The 17,358-nt window shown below is 39.7% G+C and carries 10 protein-coding genes; 8 read left to right on the forward strand and 2 right to left on the reverse strand.

Annotated elements, in window-relative coordinates; all coding sequences use genetic code 11:
- The first annotated feature begins 84 nt into the window (after positions 1–84).
- The 7 genes from mfd to araA all read left to right on the forward strand — a co-directional run bounded on the left by mfd (position 85) and on the right by araA (position 11,660).
- Positions 85–3,525: a transcription-repair coupling factor gene (gene mfd / locus BKG94_RS05210; protein WP_077435403.1), complete on the forward strand. Its 3,441-nt coding sequence runs from the start codon at positions 85–87 to the stop codon at positions 3,523–3,525.
- Between the two features lie 374 nt (positions 3,526–3,899).
- A complete protein-coding gene (locus tag BKG94_RS05215) occupies positions 3,900–4,901 on the forward strand; it encodes an arabinose ABC transporter substrate-binding protein (protein WP_279626250.1) in 1,002 nt (333 codons plus the stop codon).
- 38 nt (positions 4,902–4,939) lie between these two features.
- On the forward strand, positions 4,940–6,457 hold the full coding sequence (araG, locus tag BKG94_RS05220) for an L-arabinose ABC transporter ATP-binding protein AraG (protein WP_167377235.1): 1,518 nt from the start codon (positions 4,940–4,942) through the stop codon (positions 6,455–6,457).
- Between the two features lie 17 nt (positions 6,458–6,474).
- Complete coding sequence (gene araH, locus BKG94_RS05225) at positions 6,475–7,443, forward strand: L-arabinose ABC transporter permease AraH (protein ID WP_077434916.1); 969 nt, start codon at positions 6,475–6,477, stop codon at positions 7,441–7,443.
- A gap of 130 nt (positions 7,444–7,573) precedes the next feature.
- Positions 7,574–8,431 (forward strand): arabinose operon transcriptional regulator AraC, encoded by an 858-nt coding sequence (araC, locus tag BKG94_RS05230; protein ID WP_077434918.1) that lies wholly within the window; start codon positions 7,574–7,576, stop codon positions 8,429–8,431.
- A 130-nt stretch (positions 8,432–8,561) separates the two neighbouring features.
- Positions 8,562–10,163 (forward strand): xylulokinase, encoded by a 1,602-nt coding sequence (locus BKG94_RS05235; protein WP_077434920.1) that lies wholly within the window; start codon positions 8,562–8,564, stop codon positions 10,161–10,163.
- A gap of 9 nt (positions 10,164–10,172) precedes the next feature.
- Entirely contained in the window at positions 10,173–11,660 is a 1,488-nt protein-coding gene (gene araA / locus BKG94_RS05240) for an L-arabinose isomerase (RefSeq protein ID WP_077434922.1), read from the forward strand.
- A gap of 70 nt (positions 11,661–11,730) precedes the next feature.
- Here araA and mnmC read toward each other — a convergent pair whose 3' ends face one another.
- Positions 11,731–13,740, reverse strand: coding sequence for a bifunctional tRNA (5-methylaminomethyl-2-thiouridine)(34)-methyltransferase MnmC2/FAD-dependent 5-carboxymethylaminomethyl-2-thiouridine(34) oxidoreductase MnmC1 (gene mnmC, locus BKG94_RS05245; RefSeq protein WP_077434924.1), 2,010 nt, complete (start codon positions 13,738–13,740; stop codon positions 11,731–11,733).
- A gap of 189 nt (positions 13,741–13,929) precedes the next feature.
- Here mnmC and fabB point away from each other — a divergent pair, with 189 nt between their 5' ends.
- On the forward strand, positions 13,930–15,150 hold the full coding sequence (gene fabB, locus BKG94_RS05250) for a beta-ketoacyl-ACP synthase I (protein WP_077434926.1): 1,221 nt from the start codon (positions 13,930–13,932) through the stop codon (positions 15,148–15,150).
- A gap of 160 nt (positions 15,151–15,310) precedes the next feature.
- Here fabB and prlC read toward each other — a convergent pair whose 3' ends face one another.
- Positions 15,311–17,350 (reverse strand): oligopeptidase A, encoded by a 2,040-nt coding sequence (gene prlC / locus BKG94_RS05255; protein WP_077434928.1) that lies wholly within the window; start codon positions 17,348–17,350, stop codon positions 15,311–15,313.
- Positions 17,351–17,358: the final 8 nt, after the last annotated feature.

Here is a 17,358-nt window from a genome sequence, read left to right on the forward strand (position 1 = left end):
TTTTTATACAGATTTCAGCTTGAATCCCCTTTTTTAATTCAGTAAACTATGCGTCAATTTTTATCAGAAATTGACGCATTATTCATGAAAGCCGCTTTTTTCCAACTGGATATTCCTTCCACCCCAAACGACCACAAAATTTTAGGTAATGTATTGCAAGGCGCTGATGCGCTAGCGATTAGTGAAATTGCGCAGCAGCACCCGCATTTAACCGTTGTGGTGACACCCGATACCCGAAGTGCGGTGCGTTTATCCGGTATTTTATCGCAGTTAAGCGGACAAGAAGTGAAAGTCTTTCCTGATTGGGAAACCTTACCTTATGATACCTTTTCTCCCCATCAAGATATTATTTCCTCCCGTCTGAGTGCGCTTTTTCATCTCCAAAATGCCAAAAAGGGTATTTTTTTATTGCCCGTTGCGACGTTAATGCAGCGTCTTTGCCCGCCACAGTATTTGCAACATCATGTTTTATTAATCAAAAAAGGTGATCGCATTGTGATTGATAAAATGCGTTTGCAATTGGAATCGGCAGGTTATCGTGCGGTGGAGCAAGTATTGGAACACGGTGAATATGCGCTGAGGGGTTCATTACTTGATCTCTTTCCTATGGGAAGTGCGGTGCCTTTCCGCCTAGATTTTTTTGATGATGAAATTGATTCTATCCGCACTTTTGATGTGGATACCCAACGCACTCTCGATGAAATTCAATCTATTAATCTTCTACCGGCGCAGGAATTTCCAACGGATGACAAAGGCATTGAATTTTTCCGTACACAATTTCGTGAAACCTTTGGCGAAATCCGCCGTGATCCGGAACACATTTATCAACAAATCAGTAAAGGTACGTTAATTTCTGGTATTGAATATTGGCAGCCATTGTTTTTTGCAGAAATGGCAACCTTATTTGATTATCTTCCACCTCAAACCCTGTTTGTGGATATGGAAGCAAATCAAGCACAGGGCGTGCGTTTTTATCAAGATGCCACACAGCGTTATGAACAACGCAAAGCAGACCCGATGCGTCCTTTATTGCCGCCGGAACGCTTATGGTTGACGATAGAGGAAGTGAATCGTCAATTGAAATCCTACCCTCGTATTACACTGAAAAATGAAAAAGTGCGGTCATCAGTGCGTCAGAAAAATTTACCGATCAGCGCATTGCCGACGATCACTATTCAATCACAACAAAAAGAACCACTCGGGCAACTTCGTCAATTTATTGAACATTTTAATGGCAACATCTTGTTTTCCGTGGAAACGGAAGGTCGTCGGGAAACTCTGCTTGACTTGTTGCAACCATTAAAAATCAAACCGAAACAAATTCAATCTCTCGCTCAAGCGGATCAAGAAAAATTCAGTTTGCTTGTCAGTGCTTTTGAGCAAGGCTTTATGATTGAGCAATCTTCCCCTTTAGCCATTATTGGTGAAGCCAATTTACTGGGCGAACGGGTACAACAGCGTCAGCGTGATAAGCGTAAAACCATTAATCCGGATACCCTTGTGCGGAATCTGGCAGAGCTCAAAATCGGGCAACCGGTAGTACATCTGGATCATGGGGTGGGGCGTTACGGCGGTTTGGTGAGCCTTGATGCCGGGGGAATTAAAGCAGAATATTTGCTCCTAAATTATGCCAACGACTCTAAACTTTATGTGCCGGTGACCTCGTTGTATTTGATTAGCCGTTATGTAGGCGGTTCTGATGAAAGTGCACCATTACACAAATTGGGTAACGAGGCTTGGGTAAAATCACGCCAAAAAGCCGCAGAAAAAATTCGTGATGTGGCAGCCGATCTGTTAGATGTTTATGCACAACGTGAAGCGAAAAAAGGCTTTGCTTTTAAATATGATCGTGAAGAATTTCAACAATTTGCCGCAACTTTCCCTTTTGAAGAAACCTATGATCAAGAAATGGCGATTAATGCCGTGATTTCCGATATGTGTCAGCCAAAAGCGATGGATCGGTTAGTTTGTGGCGATGTAGGTTTTGGTAAAACCGAAGTGGCAATGCGAGCGGCATTTTTGGCGGTAATGAATCACAAACAAGTCGCCGTTTTAGTGCCAACAACCTTGCTTGCACAACAACATTATGAAAACTTTAAAGATCGTTTTGCGAATTTACCGGTGAATGTGGAAGTGCTGTCTCGTTTTAAAACGGCGAAAGAACAAAAACAAATTCTGCAAAATCTGGCAGAAGGCAAAGTGGATATTTTGATCGGCACCCATAAACTCATTCAATCCGATGTGAAGTTTCACGATCTCGGTCTGTTGATTATTGACGAAGAACACCGTTTTGGCGTGGGGCAAAAAGAAAAAATTAAACAGTTACGAGCCAATATTGATATTCTCACTCTCACGGCAACCCCGATTCCCCGCACTCTGAATATGGCAATGAACGGCATTCGTGATCTTTCCATTATTTCCACCCCACCGGCCCGTCGGTTAAGTATTAAAACCTTCGTGCGCCAAAAAGATGATTTAGTGGTACGTGAAGCCATCTTGCGTGAAATTTTGCGTGGCGGACAGGTCTATTATTTGCACAACGATGTGGCAAGTATTGAAAATGCAGCAGAAAAATTGACCGCACTTGTGCCGGAAGCAAGGGTGATTGTGGGGCATGGACAAATGCGTGAACGTGAGTTGGAACGGGTGATGAGTGATTTTTATCATCAACGTTACAATGTCTTGGTTTGTTCAACTATCATTGAAACGGGGATTGATGTGCCCACCGCCAACACCATTATTATCGAACGGGCGGATCATTTTGGTTTGGCACAATTACACCAATTGCGTGGTCGGGTAGGACGCTCTCATCATCAAGCCTATGCTTACTTGCTTACTCCGCCACCGAAAATGATGACAAAAGATGCGCAACGTCGCTTGGAAGCGTTGGAGAGTTTAGATAATCTTGGGGCGGGCTTTATTCTTGCCACCCATGATTTAGAAATTCGTGGTGCTGGGGAACTGTTGGGGAATGAACAAAGCGGACAAATTGAAACTATCGGTTTTTCCCTTTATATGGAATTGCTCGATGCGGCAGTGAAAGCCCTAAAAGAAGGGCGAGAGCCGTCCTTAGAAGAATTAACCCGACAGCACGCTGAAATTGAACTGCGAGTCCCGGCATTGTTACCGGATGAATATTTGGGCGATGTGAATATGCGCTTGTCCTTCTATAAACGCATCGCCGCAGCACAAACCAAGCAAGAATTGGACGAATTAAAAGTCGAATTAATTGACCGTTTTGGCCTGCTACCTGAAGCAACGAAAAATTTACTGCAAATTGCCGAACTCCGTTTATTGGTTGAACCCTTGCAAGTGCTACGAATTGATGCCGGCACACAAGGCGGTTTTATTGAATTTTCACCCAATAGCCAAATTGATCCGGAAAAATTCATCCAACTCATCCAAAAAGAGCCCATTGTGTACCGCTTTGACGGCCCATTAAAATTCAAGTTTATGAAAGATCTTTCTGAGAATAAAGTGCGGTTGGAATTTGTGACGGATTTGGTGAGGGGATTGGTTGGGTAAGATTCTATTCAGAAAATTGTTGTATTACTTTTAATAAATTTTAGCATGACAAAAATAACGCACTATTTTTCATAGTGCGTTATTTTTGTTTTTACACTATTTTTTCTTGTGGAACGAAATGGGGTGATATCAAAACGTTAAGCTGAATTTCGTATAAAAAGTTGAGGTATTTATACTTAAATTTATTAGCTTGTCAGGAGGGATTTGCTGAAAATATGGACTATTTTGCTATAAATTCATACTGTGATCAAGATCTCAGTTTAGTCATTAATAAATACAGTATTATGCAGTCATCGAACGGTGAGCTCATTAAGTAAGCTGTTTCGAAGGCGGTAATGTTCATTTATTGATGTATTTATATTGAGGATCTCGCAATGAATAAACGAAATTTCTTAAAGTCATTAATGGCTGTTTCAGTATTGGTTACGACTGGCTCTATATCTATTTCTATCCAAGCTGCGGAACCAATTAAATTAGGCTTTTTGGTTAAGCAGCCGGAAGAACCATGGTTCCAAACAGAATGGGCATTTGCGGATAAAGCTGCCAAAGACCTAGGTGATGTTCAGATTATTAAAATGGCGATTCCTGATGGTGAAAAAACATTAAATGCTATAGATAATTTAGCAGCAAGTGGTGCAAAAGGTTTTGTTATTTGTACACCTGATCCTAAATTGGGGCCAGCGATTATGGCAAAGGCACGTTCTTATGATTTGAAAGTGATTACGGTTGATGATCAATTCTTGAATGCTGCCGGAGAACCTATGACTAATGTCCCTCTTATCATGATGGCTGCAACAGAAATTGGTGAGCGTCAGGGATTAGAATTATATAAGGAAATGCAAAAACGTGGTTGGAATGTTAATGAAACTGCGGTATTGGCTATCACTGCAGACGAATTGGATACTGCCCGTCGCCGTACAGAAGGATCTATTTCTGCGTTAATTAAATCAGGTTTCCCTGAAAAACAAATTTATAAATCACCAACAAAAAGTAATGATATTCCAGGGGCATTAGATGCTGCTAATGCTATGTTGGTACAGCATCCTGAGGTGAAAAATTGGTTAATCGTTGGGATGAATGATAATACTGTGTTAGGGGGCATTCGAGCCACAGAAGGGCAGGGTTTTAAACCTGAGAATGTTGTCGGTATCGGCATTAATGGCACGGACGCAGTGAGTGAACTTTCAAAGCCTAAAATGACGGGTTTTGTCGGATCGTTACTTCCAAGCCCTGATGTGCACGGCTATCGTAGCACAGAAATGCTTTATAAATGGGTTAAAGAAGGGATTGAGCCGCCAAAATATACACCAATCGGTGATCCTGTATTATTGACCCGAGAAAACTTTAAAGCGGAGTTAGAGAAAAAAGGACTTTAATTGAATGCGATTAAAATATCAGTAAGGAGGAAATATCTATGCAAATTCCCTATTTAGAATTCGATCAAATTAGCAAATCTTTTCCTGGTGTTAAAGCATTACAAAATGTTTCATTCAAATGTTATGAAAGAAAAGTACATGCTCTTATGGGAGAAAATGGAGCGGGTAAATCCACCTTACTGAAAATTTTAAGTGGTAATTATTTACCTACGGAAGGAAAAATACATATTGGGGGGCGAACCCTTACGTTTCGTACTACAAAAGATGCTCTACTGGCTGGAGTGGCTATTATTTATCAAGAATTAAATATAGTGCCAGATATGACGGTTGCAGAAAATCTTTGTTTGGGACAATTGCCCCATTCTTTTGGATTGGTTAATCAGAAAGAATTATTAATCCGTACGCAAAAATACTTGGATAAATTATCCTTAAATATTTCACCAAATACTCCTTTAAGAGAGCTTTCCATTGGTCAGTGGCAGATGATTGAAATTGCAAAAGCATTGAGTCGCGGAGCGAAAATTATAGCATTTGATGAACCAACGAGTAGCCTGTCTGCTCCCGAAATTGAAAAGTTGTTCTCAGTGATTGAAGAATTGAAGGCTGAAGGGAAAGTTATTCTTTATGTTTCTCATCGAATGGAGGAAATTTTCCGTATTAGTGATGAAATCACCGTATTGAAAGACGGTCAATTTATTGAAACATTTTCGGATTTATCAAAGATTAATCATGACACGCTCGTGCGTAGTATGGTTGGACGTAATTTAGGCGATATTTATCATTATCGTTCAAGAGAAATCGGGAAAACACGATTAAAACTGACCGCACTTTCAAGCAAAAAGTTATCAGGAAATTTTAATCTTGAAGTGAAAGCAGGAGAGATTCTTGGCTTATTTGGATTGGTCGGTTCCGGTCGTTCTGAGCTATTTAAAATTATTTTTGGTGCAGATCCAATGGTTCAAGGAAATATTGAGTTGGACGGGAAAAACATCAATATAAAATGTCCTAAAGATGCTATTGAACAAGGCATAGTATTGTGTCCTGAGGATCGCAAAAAGGAAGGAATTATTCCTTTAGCGAGTGTGGAAGAAAATATTAATTTAAGCGCAAGACGATCCCATAATTTCTTTAAATTCATTATTAATGAATCTTGGGAGAAACAAAATGCAGAGAAACAACGCCGGCAAATGAATGTGAAAACGCCATCCATTGAGCAACTTATTATGAATTTATCCGGTGGGAATCAACAGAAAGTCATTTTAGGGCGATGGCTATCCGAAGATATTAAGGTACTTTTATTGGATGAACCAACACGTGGTATTGATGTAGGGGCAAAATCCGAAATTTATGATCTGATTTTTAAGTTAGCTGATAAAAAGATTGCAATCATTGTGATTTCGAGTGATTTGCCAGAAGTTATTGGTCTATCCGATCGTATTATGGTAATGAGAAATCAACAAATTACAGGCGTTGTAGAACGTGAAGATGCAACGGAAGAGCGTATTTTAAAACTTGCTATGGTAGAAACCAACACTGTTGAAACCAAAACAGCGTAATATTAAGGAGAATTTTTATGATTCCAGCAACTTCCCAAACCCACAATATGAGCAGATTTAATAAAATTTGGAATGCTTATGGCATGCTGTTAATTTTTGCTGTTATTTTTATTTCTGCCTGTTTATTTATTCCCAATTTTGCGACCGTTATTAATATGAAAGGCTTAGGGCTGGCTATTTCAATGAGCGGTATGGTTGCTTGTGGTATGTTATTTTGTCTTGCTGCTGGTGAAATTGATTTATCAGTAGCTTCCGTAATTGCATGTGCGGGAGTTGTTACCGCAACGGTGATTAATCTGACTCAAAGTGTAGCGCTAGGAGTGTTATCTGGTGTTTCATTAGGTGCTTTAATTGGTCTGATAAATGGTTTTGTTATTGCAAAACTGAAAATTAATTCCTTAATTACAACATTAGCTAGTATGCAGATTGCGCGTGGTTTAGGCTATATTATTTCTGATGGTAAAGCAGTAGGTATTACAAAAGAAGAGTTTTTTGAGCTAGGCTATCAAAGCGTATTTGGTATTCCTTTACCAATTTTATTTACTATTATCTGTATTGCTATCTTTGGCTTTTTATTAAGTAAAACCACTTACGGACGTAATACCTTGGCGATTGGAGGTAATGAAGAAGCGGCTCGATTAGCGGGGATCAATGTTGATCGTACAAAATTAATTATTTTTATTGTATCAGGGGCAATTTCTGCGCTCGCCGGTGTTATTCTTGCGGCTAGAATGACAAGTGGACAACCCATGACTTCTATTGGTTTTGAATTGGTGGCAATTTCAGCTTGTGTGCTTGGAGGTGTATCTTTAAATGGTGGCGTAGCTAAAATTTCATTTATCATAGCGGGCGTATTAATTTTAGGTACGATTGAAAATGCCATGAATTTATTAAATATCTCTCCATTTTCTCAATATGTTGTAAGAGGATTGATTTTATTGATAGCTGTCATATTTGATAGATATAAACAGAAACTAATAAAATAAAAATGTGAAGAGATAATAATGCGGATACTTTAGTATCCGTATTTATTATGTATTTTGTCTCTATTCTTGTGAGTTAATTTGTTTTTTGGTAAAACAATATTCTAATTATTATGTGAATTTTTAAGATAAGATGAATATAACAACTAAAAATAGTTTCCAACCGAATCCATTATTGCCAGGTTATAACTTTAATGCATATTTAGTGGCTGGTTGTACACCAATTGAAGAAAATAGTGAATTGGATTTTACAATTAACCGCCCTAATGGCATGAGGGGATATATCATTAATCTAACAACAAAAGGAATGGGGAGAATATTTCAAGGGAAAGAAGCATTTAATTGTAAGGTCAGGGAGTTACTTTTATTTCCGCCGAATGCCGTTCATTATTATCATCGTGCTAATCATTCACCAAGTTGGCATCACCAATGGATTTATTTTCGCCCAAGAGCATTTTGGTTAGATTGGGTAAAATGGACTGATACGGTTAATAATGTGGGAAGGTTGACAATTCCAGATGAACAAAGTTATCAAGAGATTCTCTCTTTGTTTTTACAAATTGAAGATGAATATAATTCCGGCGATCCGCTTTCGGAAGCTATCTCAATGTCTTTGTTGGAACAGTTATTAATTCGTTGTTTTAGATTTGATCCGGCAAATAAACAAAGAATGCTTGATCCAAGAATACTCGAAACTTGCCATTTTATTTCCGATAATATTGATAAAAACTATACAATTAATGAAATTGCTAAGCAGGCTTGTATGTCTACTTCTCGACTTACTCATTTATTTGCCCAGCAAATAGGTACAAGTATCGTAAAGTGGCGGGAAGAGCAAAGAATGATTAAAGCCAAACATTTATTGCATGCTTCTGGTGAACCTATTTATCATATTGCCCGCCAATTAGGTTATGATGATCAACTATATTTTTCACGAATCTTTAAGCGTTACACGGGTTTAAGCCCCTCTAGTTTTCGGGATTCAAGATAAAACTTGATCTAGTTCTCATATTTTCTTACGTGACTGTTTTGTCCATATTTGTAGCCTACCATTGTCTAACGATTTATAAAAAAAGTCGTTAATCTACCTTTAATCCATTTAAGGAATAAAGGAGCCGATAATGCAAAAGGTTAAACAAATAATTGAAGAGGGCAATATTTCTATCGGTATTGAATTTGGTTCAACAAGAATTAAATCTGTGTTAATTGATACCAAAGGAAATATTTTAGCCAAAGGTGAATTTGAATGGGAAAATCATCTCATTGATGGTATTTGGACCTATCCTCAAGCAGAAATTTGGCAAGGATTACAGCATGCTTATGCCAAACTCTCCGAATCCGTGAAAAAACAATACAATGTGGCTATTAGTCATGCGAAAGCAATTGGTATTAGTGGCATGATGCATGGGTATATGCCATTCGATAAAAAGGGGAATCAGCTGACTCTCTTCCGAAGCTGGCGTAATAATATTACGTCAAAATCTTCTGAAAAATTAACCGCACTTTTTCAATATAACATTCCACAACGTTGGAGTATTTCCCATTTATATCAAGCTATTTTAAATAAAGAAGATCATGTACCGAATATCGATTTTTTGACAACGTTAGCAGGTTACATTCATTGGAAATTAACCGGTGAAAAAGTCTTGGGAATTGGTGAGGCTTCTGGGATGTTTCCTATTGATATTCAAACACATGACTTTAATCAAAAGATGCTAGATCAATTTGAGCAGCTTATTGATGAATTAGATTATCCCTGGACGATTCGTCATATTTTGCCCAAAGTAGTAAATGCTGGAGGATATGCTGGTGTACTGACAGAGTCAGGCGCTAAATTGATTGATCCTAGTGGGAGATTACAAGCCGGTATCCCACTTTGTCCGCCGGAGGGGGATGCGGGGACAGGTATGGTAGCAACTAATAGTATTAAAGAAAAAAGCGGAAATATATCAGCAGGAACTTCGGCTTTTGCCATGATTGTATTGGAAAAAGCGCTATCCAAAGTATATGAACAATTAGATATGGTGACTACACCGAACGGTAAATTAGTTGCAATGGCACACGCCAATAATTGTACATCAGATATTAATGCTTGGGTTAGTTTATTCGGTGAATGTCTAGCTACATTTGGTGTAAATATCAGTCAATCTAAACTTTATAAAACGCTATTTACAAAGGCGTTAGAAGGAGAGGATAACTGTGGCAACTTGCTTGCTTATGGCTTTTATTCCGGGGAACATAGTGTCGGTTTAAATGAAGGATGCCCTATATTCTTACATCCGATGAAGGCAAATTTTAATTTAGCCAATTTCATGCGAGTTCATCTTTATACTGCCTTTGGCGCAATGAAGCTTGGTATGGATATTTTATTGCAACAGGAACAGGTCAAAATCCAACAAATTCTAGCTCATGGTGGCATTTTCAAAACAAAAGGAGTGGCTCAAAAAATTTTAGCTTCCGCACTCAATGTCCCTATTGCTGTAACGGAATCGGCAACAGAAGGGGGCGCGTGGGGAATTGCATTATTAGCCAACTATCTTTCACATAATCGTAAATCTCTTGAAGCCTACTTAGATGAGGATATTTTTAGTGATTGCAGTAAAGATATTGTTTATCCGGATATTGAGATGGTTCAAGGTTATAACGCATTCATTAAACGTTATTCTCAGGGGCTTTCTATTGTTCAAGAAGCCATTAATACAAAAATTTTAACGGTATCATAGGAGATTATCATGGAATTTATCAAAAATCTGGAAGTTTGGTTTGTTGTGGGTAGCCAACATTTATATGGTGATGAAGCGCTACAACAAGTGAAGAAAAACGCTGATCAAATTACAGAGTATTTGAATCAACAAAATCCATTTATCAAAATTAAGCTAAAAAAATTAGCTACGTCAGCGGAGGAAATTCTATCAATTTGCCAAGCAGCGAATAACCAAGATAACTGCGTAGGGATTATTGCGTGGATGCATACATTTTCACCTGCAAAAATGTGGATTTCAGGTTTGACTCAACTAAACAAACCATTGCTACAACTCCATACTCAATTTAACCAATTTATTCCTTGGAATGAGATTGACATGGATTACATGAATCTTCACCAAACCGCACATGGTGATCGTGAATTTGGTTTTTTGGTATCACGTTTACGTAAAGCCAGAACCATTGTTGTAGGACACTGGAAAAATGCCGCTGTGCTAGAAAAAATTAATCGTTGGCAACGTGTTTTAGCCGCAATTTATGATCAAAAAAATTTACGTATTGCACGTTTTGGTGACAATATGCGGCAAGTTGCTGTAACTGAAGGAGATAAAGTTGAAGCCCAGATTAAATTTGGTTACAGCGTTAATGGTTATGGTGTTTATCAATTGGCCGAAAGTATTAATTCGGTCACTGATGAAGATGCAGAAGGATTGGTTAAAGAATACGAAAAAGAATATCAAATCAGTGCTAAATTACAAAAAAGTGGTGAGAAACGTACCGCACTTTTTGATACGGCAAAAATTGAGTTGGGTCTAAAACGTTTTTTAGATAACGGTGGTTTTAAAGCCTTTACGGATACATTTGAAAATCTACATAACATGAAACAATTACCGGGATTGCCGGTGCAACGTTTAATGCAACAAGGCTATGGATTTGGTGCTGAAGGAGACTGGAAAACCGCTGCGTTGGTTCGGGCAATAAAAGTCATGGGGTATGGATTGCCAAAAGGAAGTTCCTTTATGGAGGATTATACCTATCATTTGGCTGAAAATAATGAAGTAGTACTTGGTGCACATATGCTAGAAGTTTGTCCTTCTATTACTGATGATAAACCTCTTTTAGATATAAAACCGCTTGGTATTGGAGGAAAAGGAGATCCGGTCCGTTTGATTTTTACTGCAAAAACTGGACGTGCTGTGAATGCAACCATTGTTGATATGGGAAATCGATTCCGTATGGTTGTCGCAGATTTAGACGTAGTAGAAAAACCACAAGAAATGCCCAATTTACCGGTTGGACATGCCTTTTGGAAGCTTAAACCTAATTTCGATGTAGGGACTCAAGCTTGGATTTTAGCCGGCGGTGCACATCATAGTGCATTTAGTTTAGATGTGGATGCCGATATGTTACGCATGTTTGCAGAATATGTTGATATTGAATTTATTCATATCAATGATAGTACGGAACTTTCTCAATTGAAAAATGAGTTGCGTTGGAATGAGTTAAGTTATAAATAATTATCCATTCCTATTTTAAAAAAAGCCTATTTTCATTTGGAAGATAGGCTTTTAGAAGGGAAGAAAAGACTTATTTCACTTCCGCCCCCTTCAACCATTTTCTCACCCAAGAACGGTTGGCGGATAGATTTTGTAGAATATTTTCCCCTAAAGGCAAAGGTTCGCCATAAATTAATGAAGCCAAAGTTTCGCCAAGTAAAGGGGCGGAGGTGAGCCCACGAGATCCTAATGCGGCACAGAGAAAAAGATTGGGGAAATTGACCGCACTTGGAATCGGTTGTTTGCGACGACGGAGGTTAAAGAGATTCTGGTAATCTTCGCTCTGTTGGGCAAAGTTTGGTACATTTCCCACCATTGGGGCGAGATCACGCACGGAACAGCGGATACCTGTTCGGGCAAGATTGCCTGAGGTATCCACCTCTTGCGTCCAACTTTGTGAAATATTTTGTTGGAGTTTTTGTTGGTTTTCCCGTTGTTCTTGTTCACTAAAAGCTCGATCCGTATTATCACGGAGATGGCTTGCACCAATACAGTGGCTACTTTTGGCTTGATCTGCTGGTGTGAGATAGCCATCGTAGCAAAGTACGGATTTCAGTTTTAATAAATTTTCAGAAGTGGGGATTTGGCTGACTTGCCCACGAATCGGGTAAAGTAGCAATTTTTCCGTTTGGACAAACTCTGTGATTTTATAGCCATTGGCAAGAATCACCACCTCATGTTCTGTGCTATCTTTTGGGGAATGGTGCAGTTGCCAACCGAATTGGGTGGGGGAAAGTGCGGTAATTTTTTGCGAAGTTTTGATTTTCACGCCACATTTTTTAAGCAAAGCAAAGGTATTTTGTACAAATTGGCGAGGGGCAAGCCAAGCACCTTGGGAAATAAATCCCCCTCCGCAAGAAAGGGGTAAGCCGACTTTTTCACTTAATGCCTCAGTATCCAGCATTTCAAAGATTTCATTCGGCAAACCTAATTGGGAAATTTTTTCCAATTTGGTCGCACTTTTGTCGTTATAGGCGCATAACGCCACACCACAAAATTCGTGTTCAAATTCAATGCCTTGCTTTATCGCCCAATCAAGCAATTGTTTGCCATAGGAAAAGGCGTGAAGATAAAAATGGATGGTGAGGGGATTGTCATCGCTCAGTTGAGGATAAAACGCCCCTTGTTTATTGCCGGAGGCATTGAGTGCAGGTTGTTCATCCTCACAATAAAGGGTGATGTTAGCACCACGCTGAAGTAATGAAATGGCAGTGCAGAGTGAGGCAATCCCTCCGCCAATAATCGCAATATCTTGTTTTTTCATATTCGCTGCTTGAGGCAAATACCAAGGGGATAAAAGTGCGGTCGGTTTTGGCTGTGTTTTTTGCCCGCTTAGGCATTCCCGTTTTTTGCCAAACCCTTTACGTTTGGTGACCTCAAACCCGACGAATTCTAGCCCTTTTCTGACCGCACTTGCCGCGGTAAACGTGGCGAAAGTTCCCATGGGTTTGGTGAAACGATACATTTGCTGATATAAGTTTTCGTTCCACATATCGGGATTTTTGCTGGGAGCGAAACCATCTAAAAACCAAGCGTCAATACGTTCGTTCATATAATCACCAAGTTGCGGTAAATTTTCAGCCACATCTCCAAACCATAAATCAAGGGTGGTTTCATCAAAATGAATGCGTTGGCAACCTTTAATCGGTGATTGCCAGTAGTTTTGTAACTGTCCGCTGAGTTCAGCAAATTGCGGATAGACTGAATGCGCTTGCTGAAGTGCGGTTGGTTTTAGCGGATATTTTTCAAAGGAAATAAAATAGAGCCGCTTTAATGGTGAATGTTGAAATTGCCGACGAAATTGTCGGAATAATGTGGTGACGGCAAAAAAGTTTAACCCTGTGCCGAAGCCGGTTTCCGCAATCACAAAATGAGCATTTTCATAAGTGAGCCAACGTTCCCATAATTGATTACCTTGTAAAAACACATAATCCGTTTCAGCCAATCCATCCTGATTGGAGAAATAAACATCGTCAAATTTATTGGAAATAGGCGTATTTTCTTCATTAAAATGAATGTCAGCATACTGAACATTGAACATTTTTATTCCTTTCTTGCATGATCGAATTGACTTATAATAACGGAATTTTCCGGCTTATTGAAATTTGTTGTCGGTATAGGGTTTGGTAGCCTCTAACTGGTCGAACAAATAAATTATTGCTTGAAATATTTTTATTTCGTAGTAGTTTTGAGCCGTTATTTTGACATATGAAACAAAAAGGAAGAAGCAATGAAAAGAGCTGTCATTACAGGCTTTGGTATTATCTCCAGTATCGGTAACAATAAACAAGAAGTGCTTGCATCGTTAAAAGCAGGAAAATCGGGTATTGAAGTGGTGCCTGAATTCGTTGAAATGAAAATGCGTAGTCACGTTGCGGGAACAATTAAATTGGATCCAAGTGAGCATATTGATCGTAAAGTATATCGTTTTATGGGTGATGCGGCGGCTTATGCTTACCTTTCTATGCGTGAAGCTATTGAAGATGCGGGGTTAACCGAAGAGCAGGTTTCCAATGATCGCACGGGCTTGGTTATCGGTGCAGGTACAGGCTCTGCGCATAATCAGTTAGTAGCTTGTGATGCGGTGCGTGGGCCGCGTGGCGTCAAAGCAATCGGGCCTTATGCTGTAACGAAAACCATGGCATCCAGTGTTTCTGCCTGTCTTGCCACACCTTACAAAATCCGTGGTGTGAGCTACTCGATTAGTTCCGCTTGTGCAACGTCGGCACATTGTATTGGTCATGCCTTAGAGTTAATCCAATTAGGCAAACAAGATGTTGTGTTTGCAGGCGGTGCGGAAGAATTATCTTGGGAATGTGCCACAGAATTTGATGCGATGGGTGCGGTTTCCACAAAATATAATGATACACCGGAAAAAGCCTCCCGAGCTTATGATGCGAACCGTGATGGTTTCGTGATTGCCGGTGGCGGTGCTGTTGTGGTGGTGGAAGAATTAGAACACGCCCTTGCTCGCGGTGCAAAAATTTATGCGGAAATCGTAGGTTATGGTGCGACTTCTGATGGTTACGATATGGTTGCGCCAAGCGGTGAAGGGGCAGAACGCTGTATGAAACAAGCTATGGCAACAGTGGATACGCCAATTGATTATATTAATGTTCACGGCACTTCAACACCGGTGGGAGACGTGAAAGAATTAGGCGCAATCAAAAATGTATTTGGTGCCAATGTGCCGGCAATTTCATCGACAAAATCTATGACCGGTCACTCCTTAGGCGCAGCGGGCGCCCACGAAGCGATTTATACTTTATTAATGCTAGATAATGATTTTATCGCACCAAGCATTAACATTGAAACCTTGGATGAAGCAGCGGAAGGTTGCAATATCGTGACAGAAACCAAAGAAAATGCCGGCTTGCAAACGGTGATGTCAAACAGCTTCGGTTTTGGTGGTACGAATGCGACGTTAATCTTCAAACGTTACAATGGTTAATCAAATGGACTAATCAAAAGGAAAATCGCACGGTAGCAATATCGTGCGATTTTTTGTATTGAATTTGGAAATAGCTCAAGTACAATTCAAAAAATACATTAAAAAATGACCGCACTTTACCTATAAAAAAGCCCTGAATTTTCAGGGCTTTTGGTTATGATTAATTGGCGATACCTTTATGTCTTAACAGGGCATCTAACTGTGGTTCACGCCCACGGAAGCGTTTGAACAGTTCCATTGGTTCTTCTGAACCGCCACGGGTTAAGATTTCATCGAGGAAAGATTTTCCTGTGATTGGGTTAAAAATACCTTCTTCCTCAAATCGTGAGTAGGCGTCGGCGGAGAGCACTTCCGCCCACAAATAACTGTAATAGCCAGCAGCGTAACCGCCTGCAAAAATATGGCTGAAGCTGTGAGGCGTTCTTGCCCAATCTACCCCTTTAATGACGGCAACTTGTGATTTTACCGCTTTGAGGGTATCAAGAATTTGATTCAGTTTTTCCGGATCAAAGGTGTGATGCAAACGGAAATCAAAAATGCCAAATTCCAGTTGGCGTAAAACAAACATTGCAGCTTGGAAGTTTTTCGCTTTTAGTAATTGGGCTAATTTCTCTTTTGGCAAAGGTTCACCTGTTTCATAATGACCGGAAATAAATGCCAATGCCTCTTGTTCCCAGCACCAATTTTCCATAAATTGACTTGGTAATTCCACGGCATCCCAAGGTACACCATTAATACCAGCCACATCAGATACATCAATTTGTGTGAGCATATGATGAATGCCGTGTCCGAATTCGTGGAAAAGGGTAGTGACTTCATCATGGGTAAATAATGCCGGTTTATCACCGACTGGGGCATTAAAATTACAGGTTAAATAGGCCACCGGCGTTTGGATAGAACCGTTAAGTTTACGTTTTCTACCGATGCAATCATCCATCCATGCCCCGCCACGTTTGTTTTCACGAACATAGAGGTCGAGATAAAAACTGCCACGTAACTGATCTTTTTCATCAATCAGATCAAAGAAACGCACATCTTTGTGCCAAGTATCCACATCAAAACGCTCTACCGCATGAATGTTGAAAATGCGCTTAATCAGTTCAAATAAACCGGATAGCACACGATCTTCAGGGAAATAAGGGCGTAACTCCTCATCATTGATAGCGTAGAGATGTTGTTTTTGTTTTTCGCTGTAAAAAGCAATATCCCAAGGCTCAAGATTTGTGACACCAAATTCTTGTTCACAATAGGCTTTAAGTTCCGCCAGTTCTTTTTCACCCTGTGGTTTTGCACGTTTTGCCAAATTATCTAAGAAATCTAACACTTGTTGCGGATTTTCTGCCATTTTAGTAGCAAGAGAGAGTTCGGTATAAGTGGTAAAGCCCAGTAATTTTGCCAATTCTATCCGCAAAGTGAGAATTTCTTCCATGATTTTACTGTTATCCCATTTGCCGGCATTCGGGCCTTGCTCTGAGGCACGAGTTGCATAAGCACGGTACATTTCTTCGCGTAATGCTTGGTTTTCGCAGTAAGTCATAATCGGCAAATAGCTTGGAATTTCAAGGGTAAAACGATAACCCTTTAACCCTTTGCTTTCGGCGGATTGTTTTGCCGCTTGTAATGCGGATTCGGGAAGTCCTTTCAATTCTGCTTCATCTTCAATGACTTTTTCCCAACCCATCGTGGCATCTAACACATTATTGCTGAATTGTGAGCTGAGTTCGGATAACCGTGATGAAATTTCGCCATAGCGTTTTTGTTTTTCTTCAGGTAACGCAATACCGGAAAGATCGAAATCCCGTAAGGCATTTTCAATGGATTTTTTTTGTGCCACAGAGTAATCGGCAAATTCAGGGCTATTTTTGAGCGCGAAATAGGCATTGTAAAGTCCTTTGTGCTGTCCTACCCAAGTGCTGTATTCGGAAAGTAGAGGTAAACAAGCCTGATAAGCTTCCCGTAACTCAGGGCTGTTTTTGACCGAATTTAAATGGGAAACCGGCGACCAAGCACGGCTTAGACTATCGCTGGCTTCCGTTAAAGGTAAAATGAAATTTTCCCAAGTAAAGTGCGGTTGATTTAAGACCTGTTCTATCGTATCACGGCAATCTTGAATGAGTTTTTCTACGGCAGGTTGAATATGTTCGGGTTTGATTTGTGAAAAAGGCGGTAAGCCTTGAATGTGAAGTAATGGATTTGACATAGATATTT

Origin of the sequence: Rodentibacter ratti, assembly GCF_002000485.1 — a bacterium.
In the GTDB taxonomy this organism is placed as follows: Bacteria; Pseudomonadota; Gammaproteobacteria; order Enterobacterales; family Pasteurellaceae; genus Rodentibacter; species Rodentibacter ratti.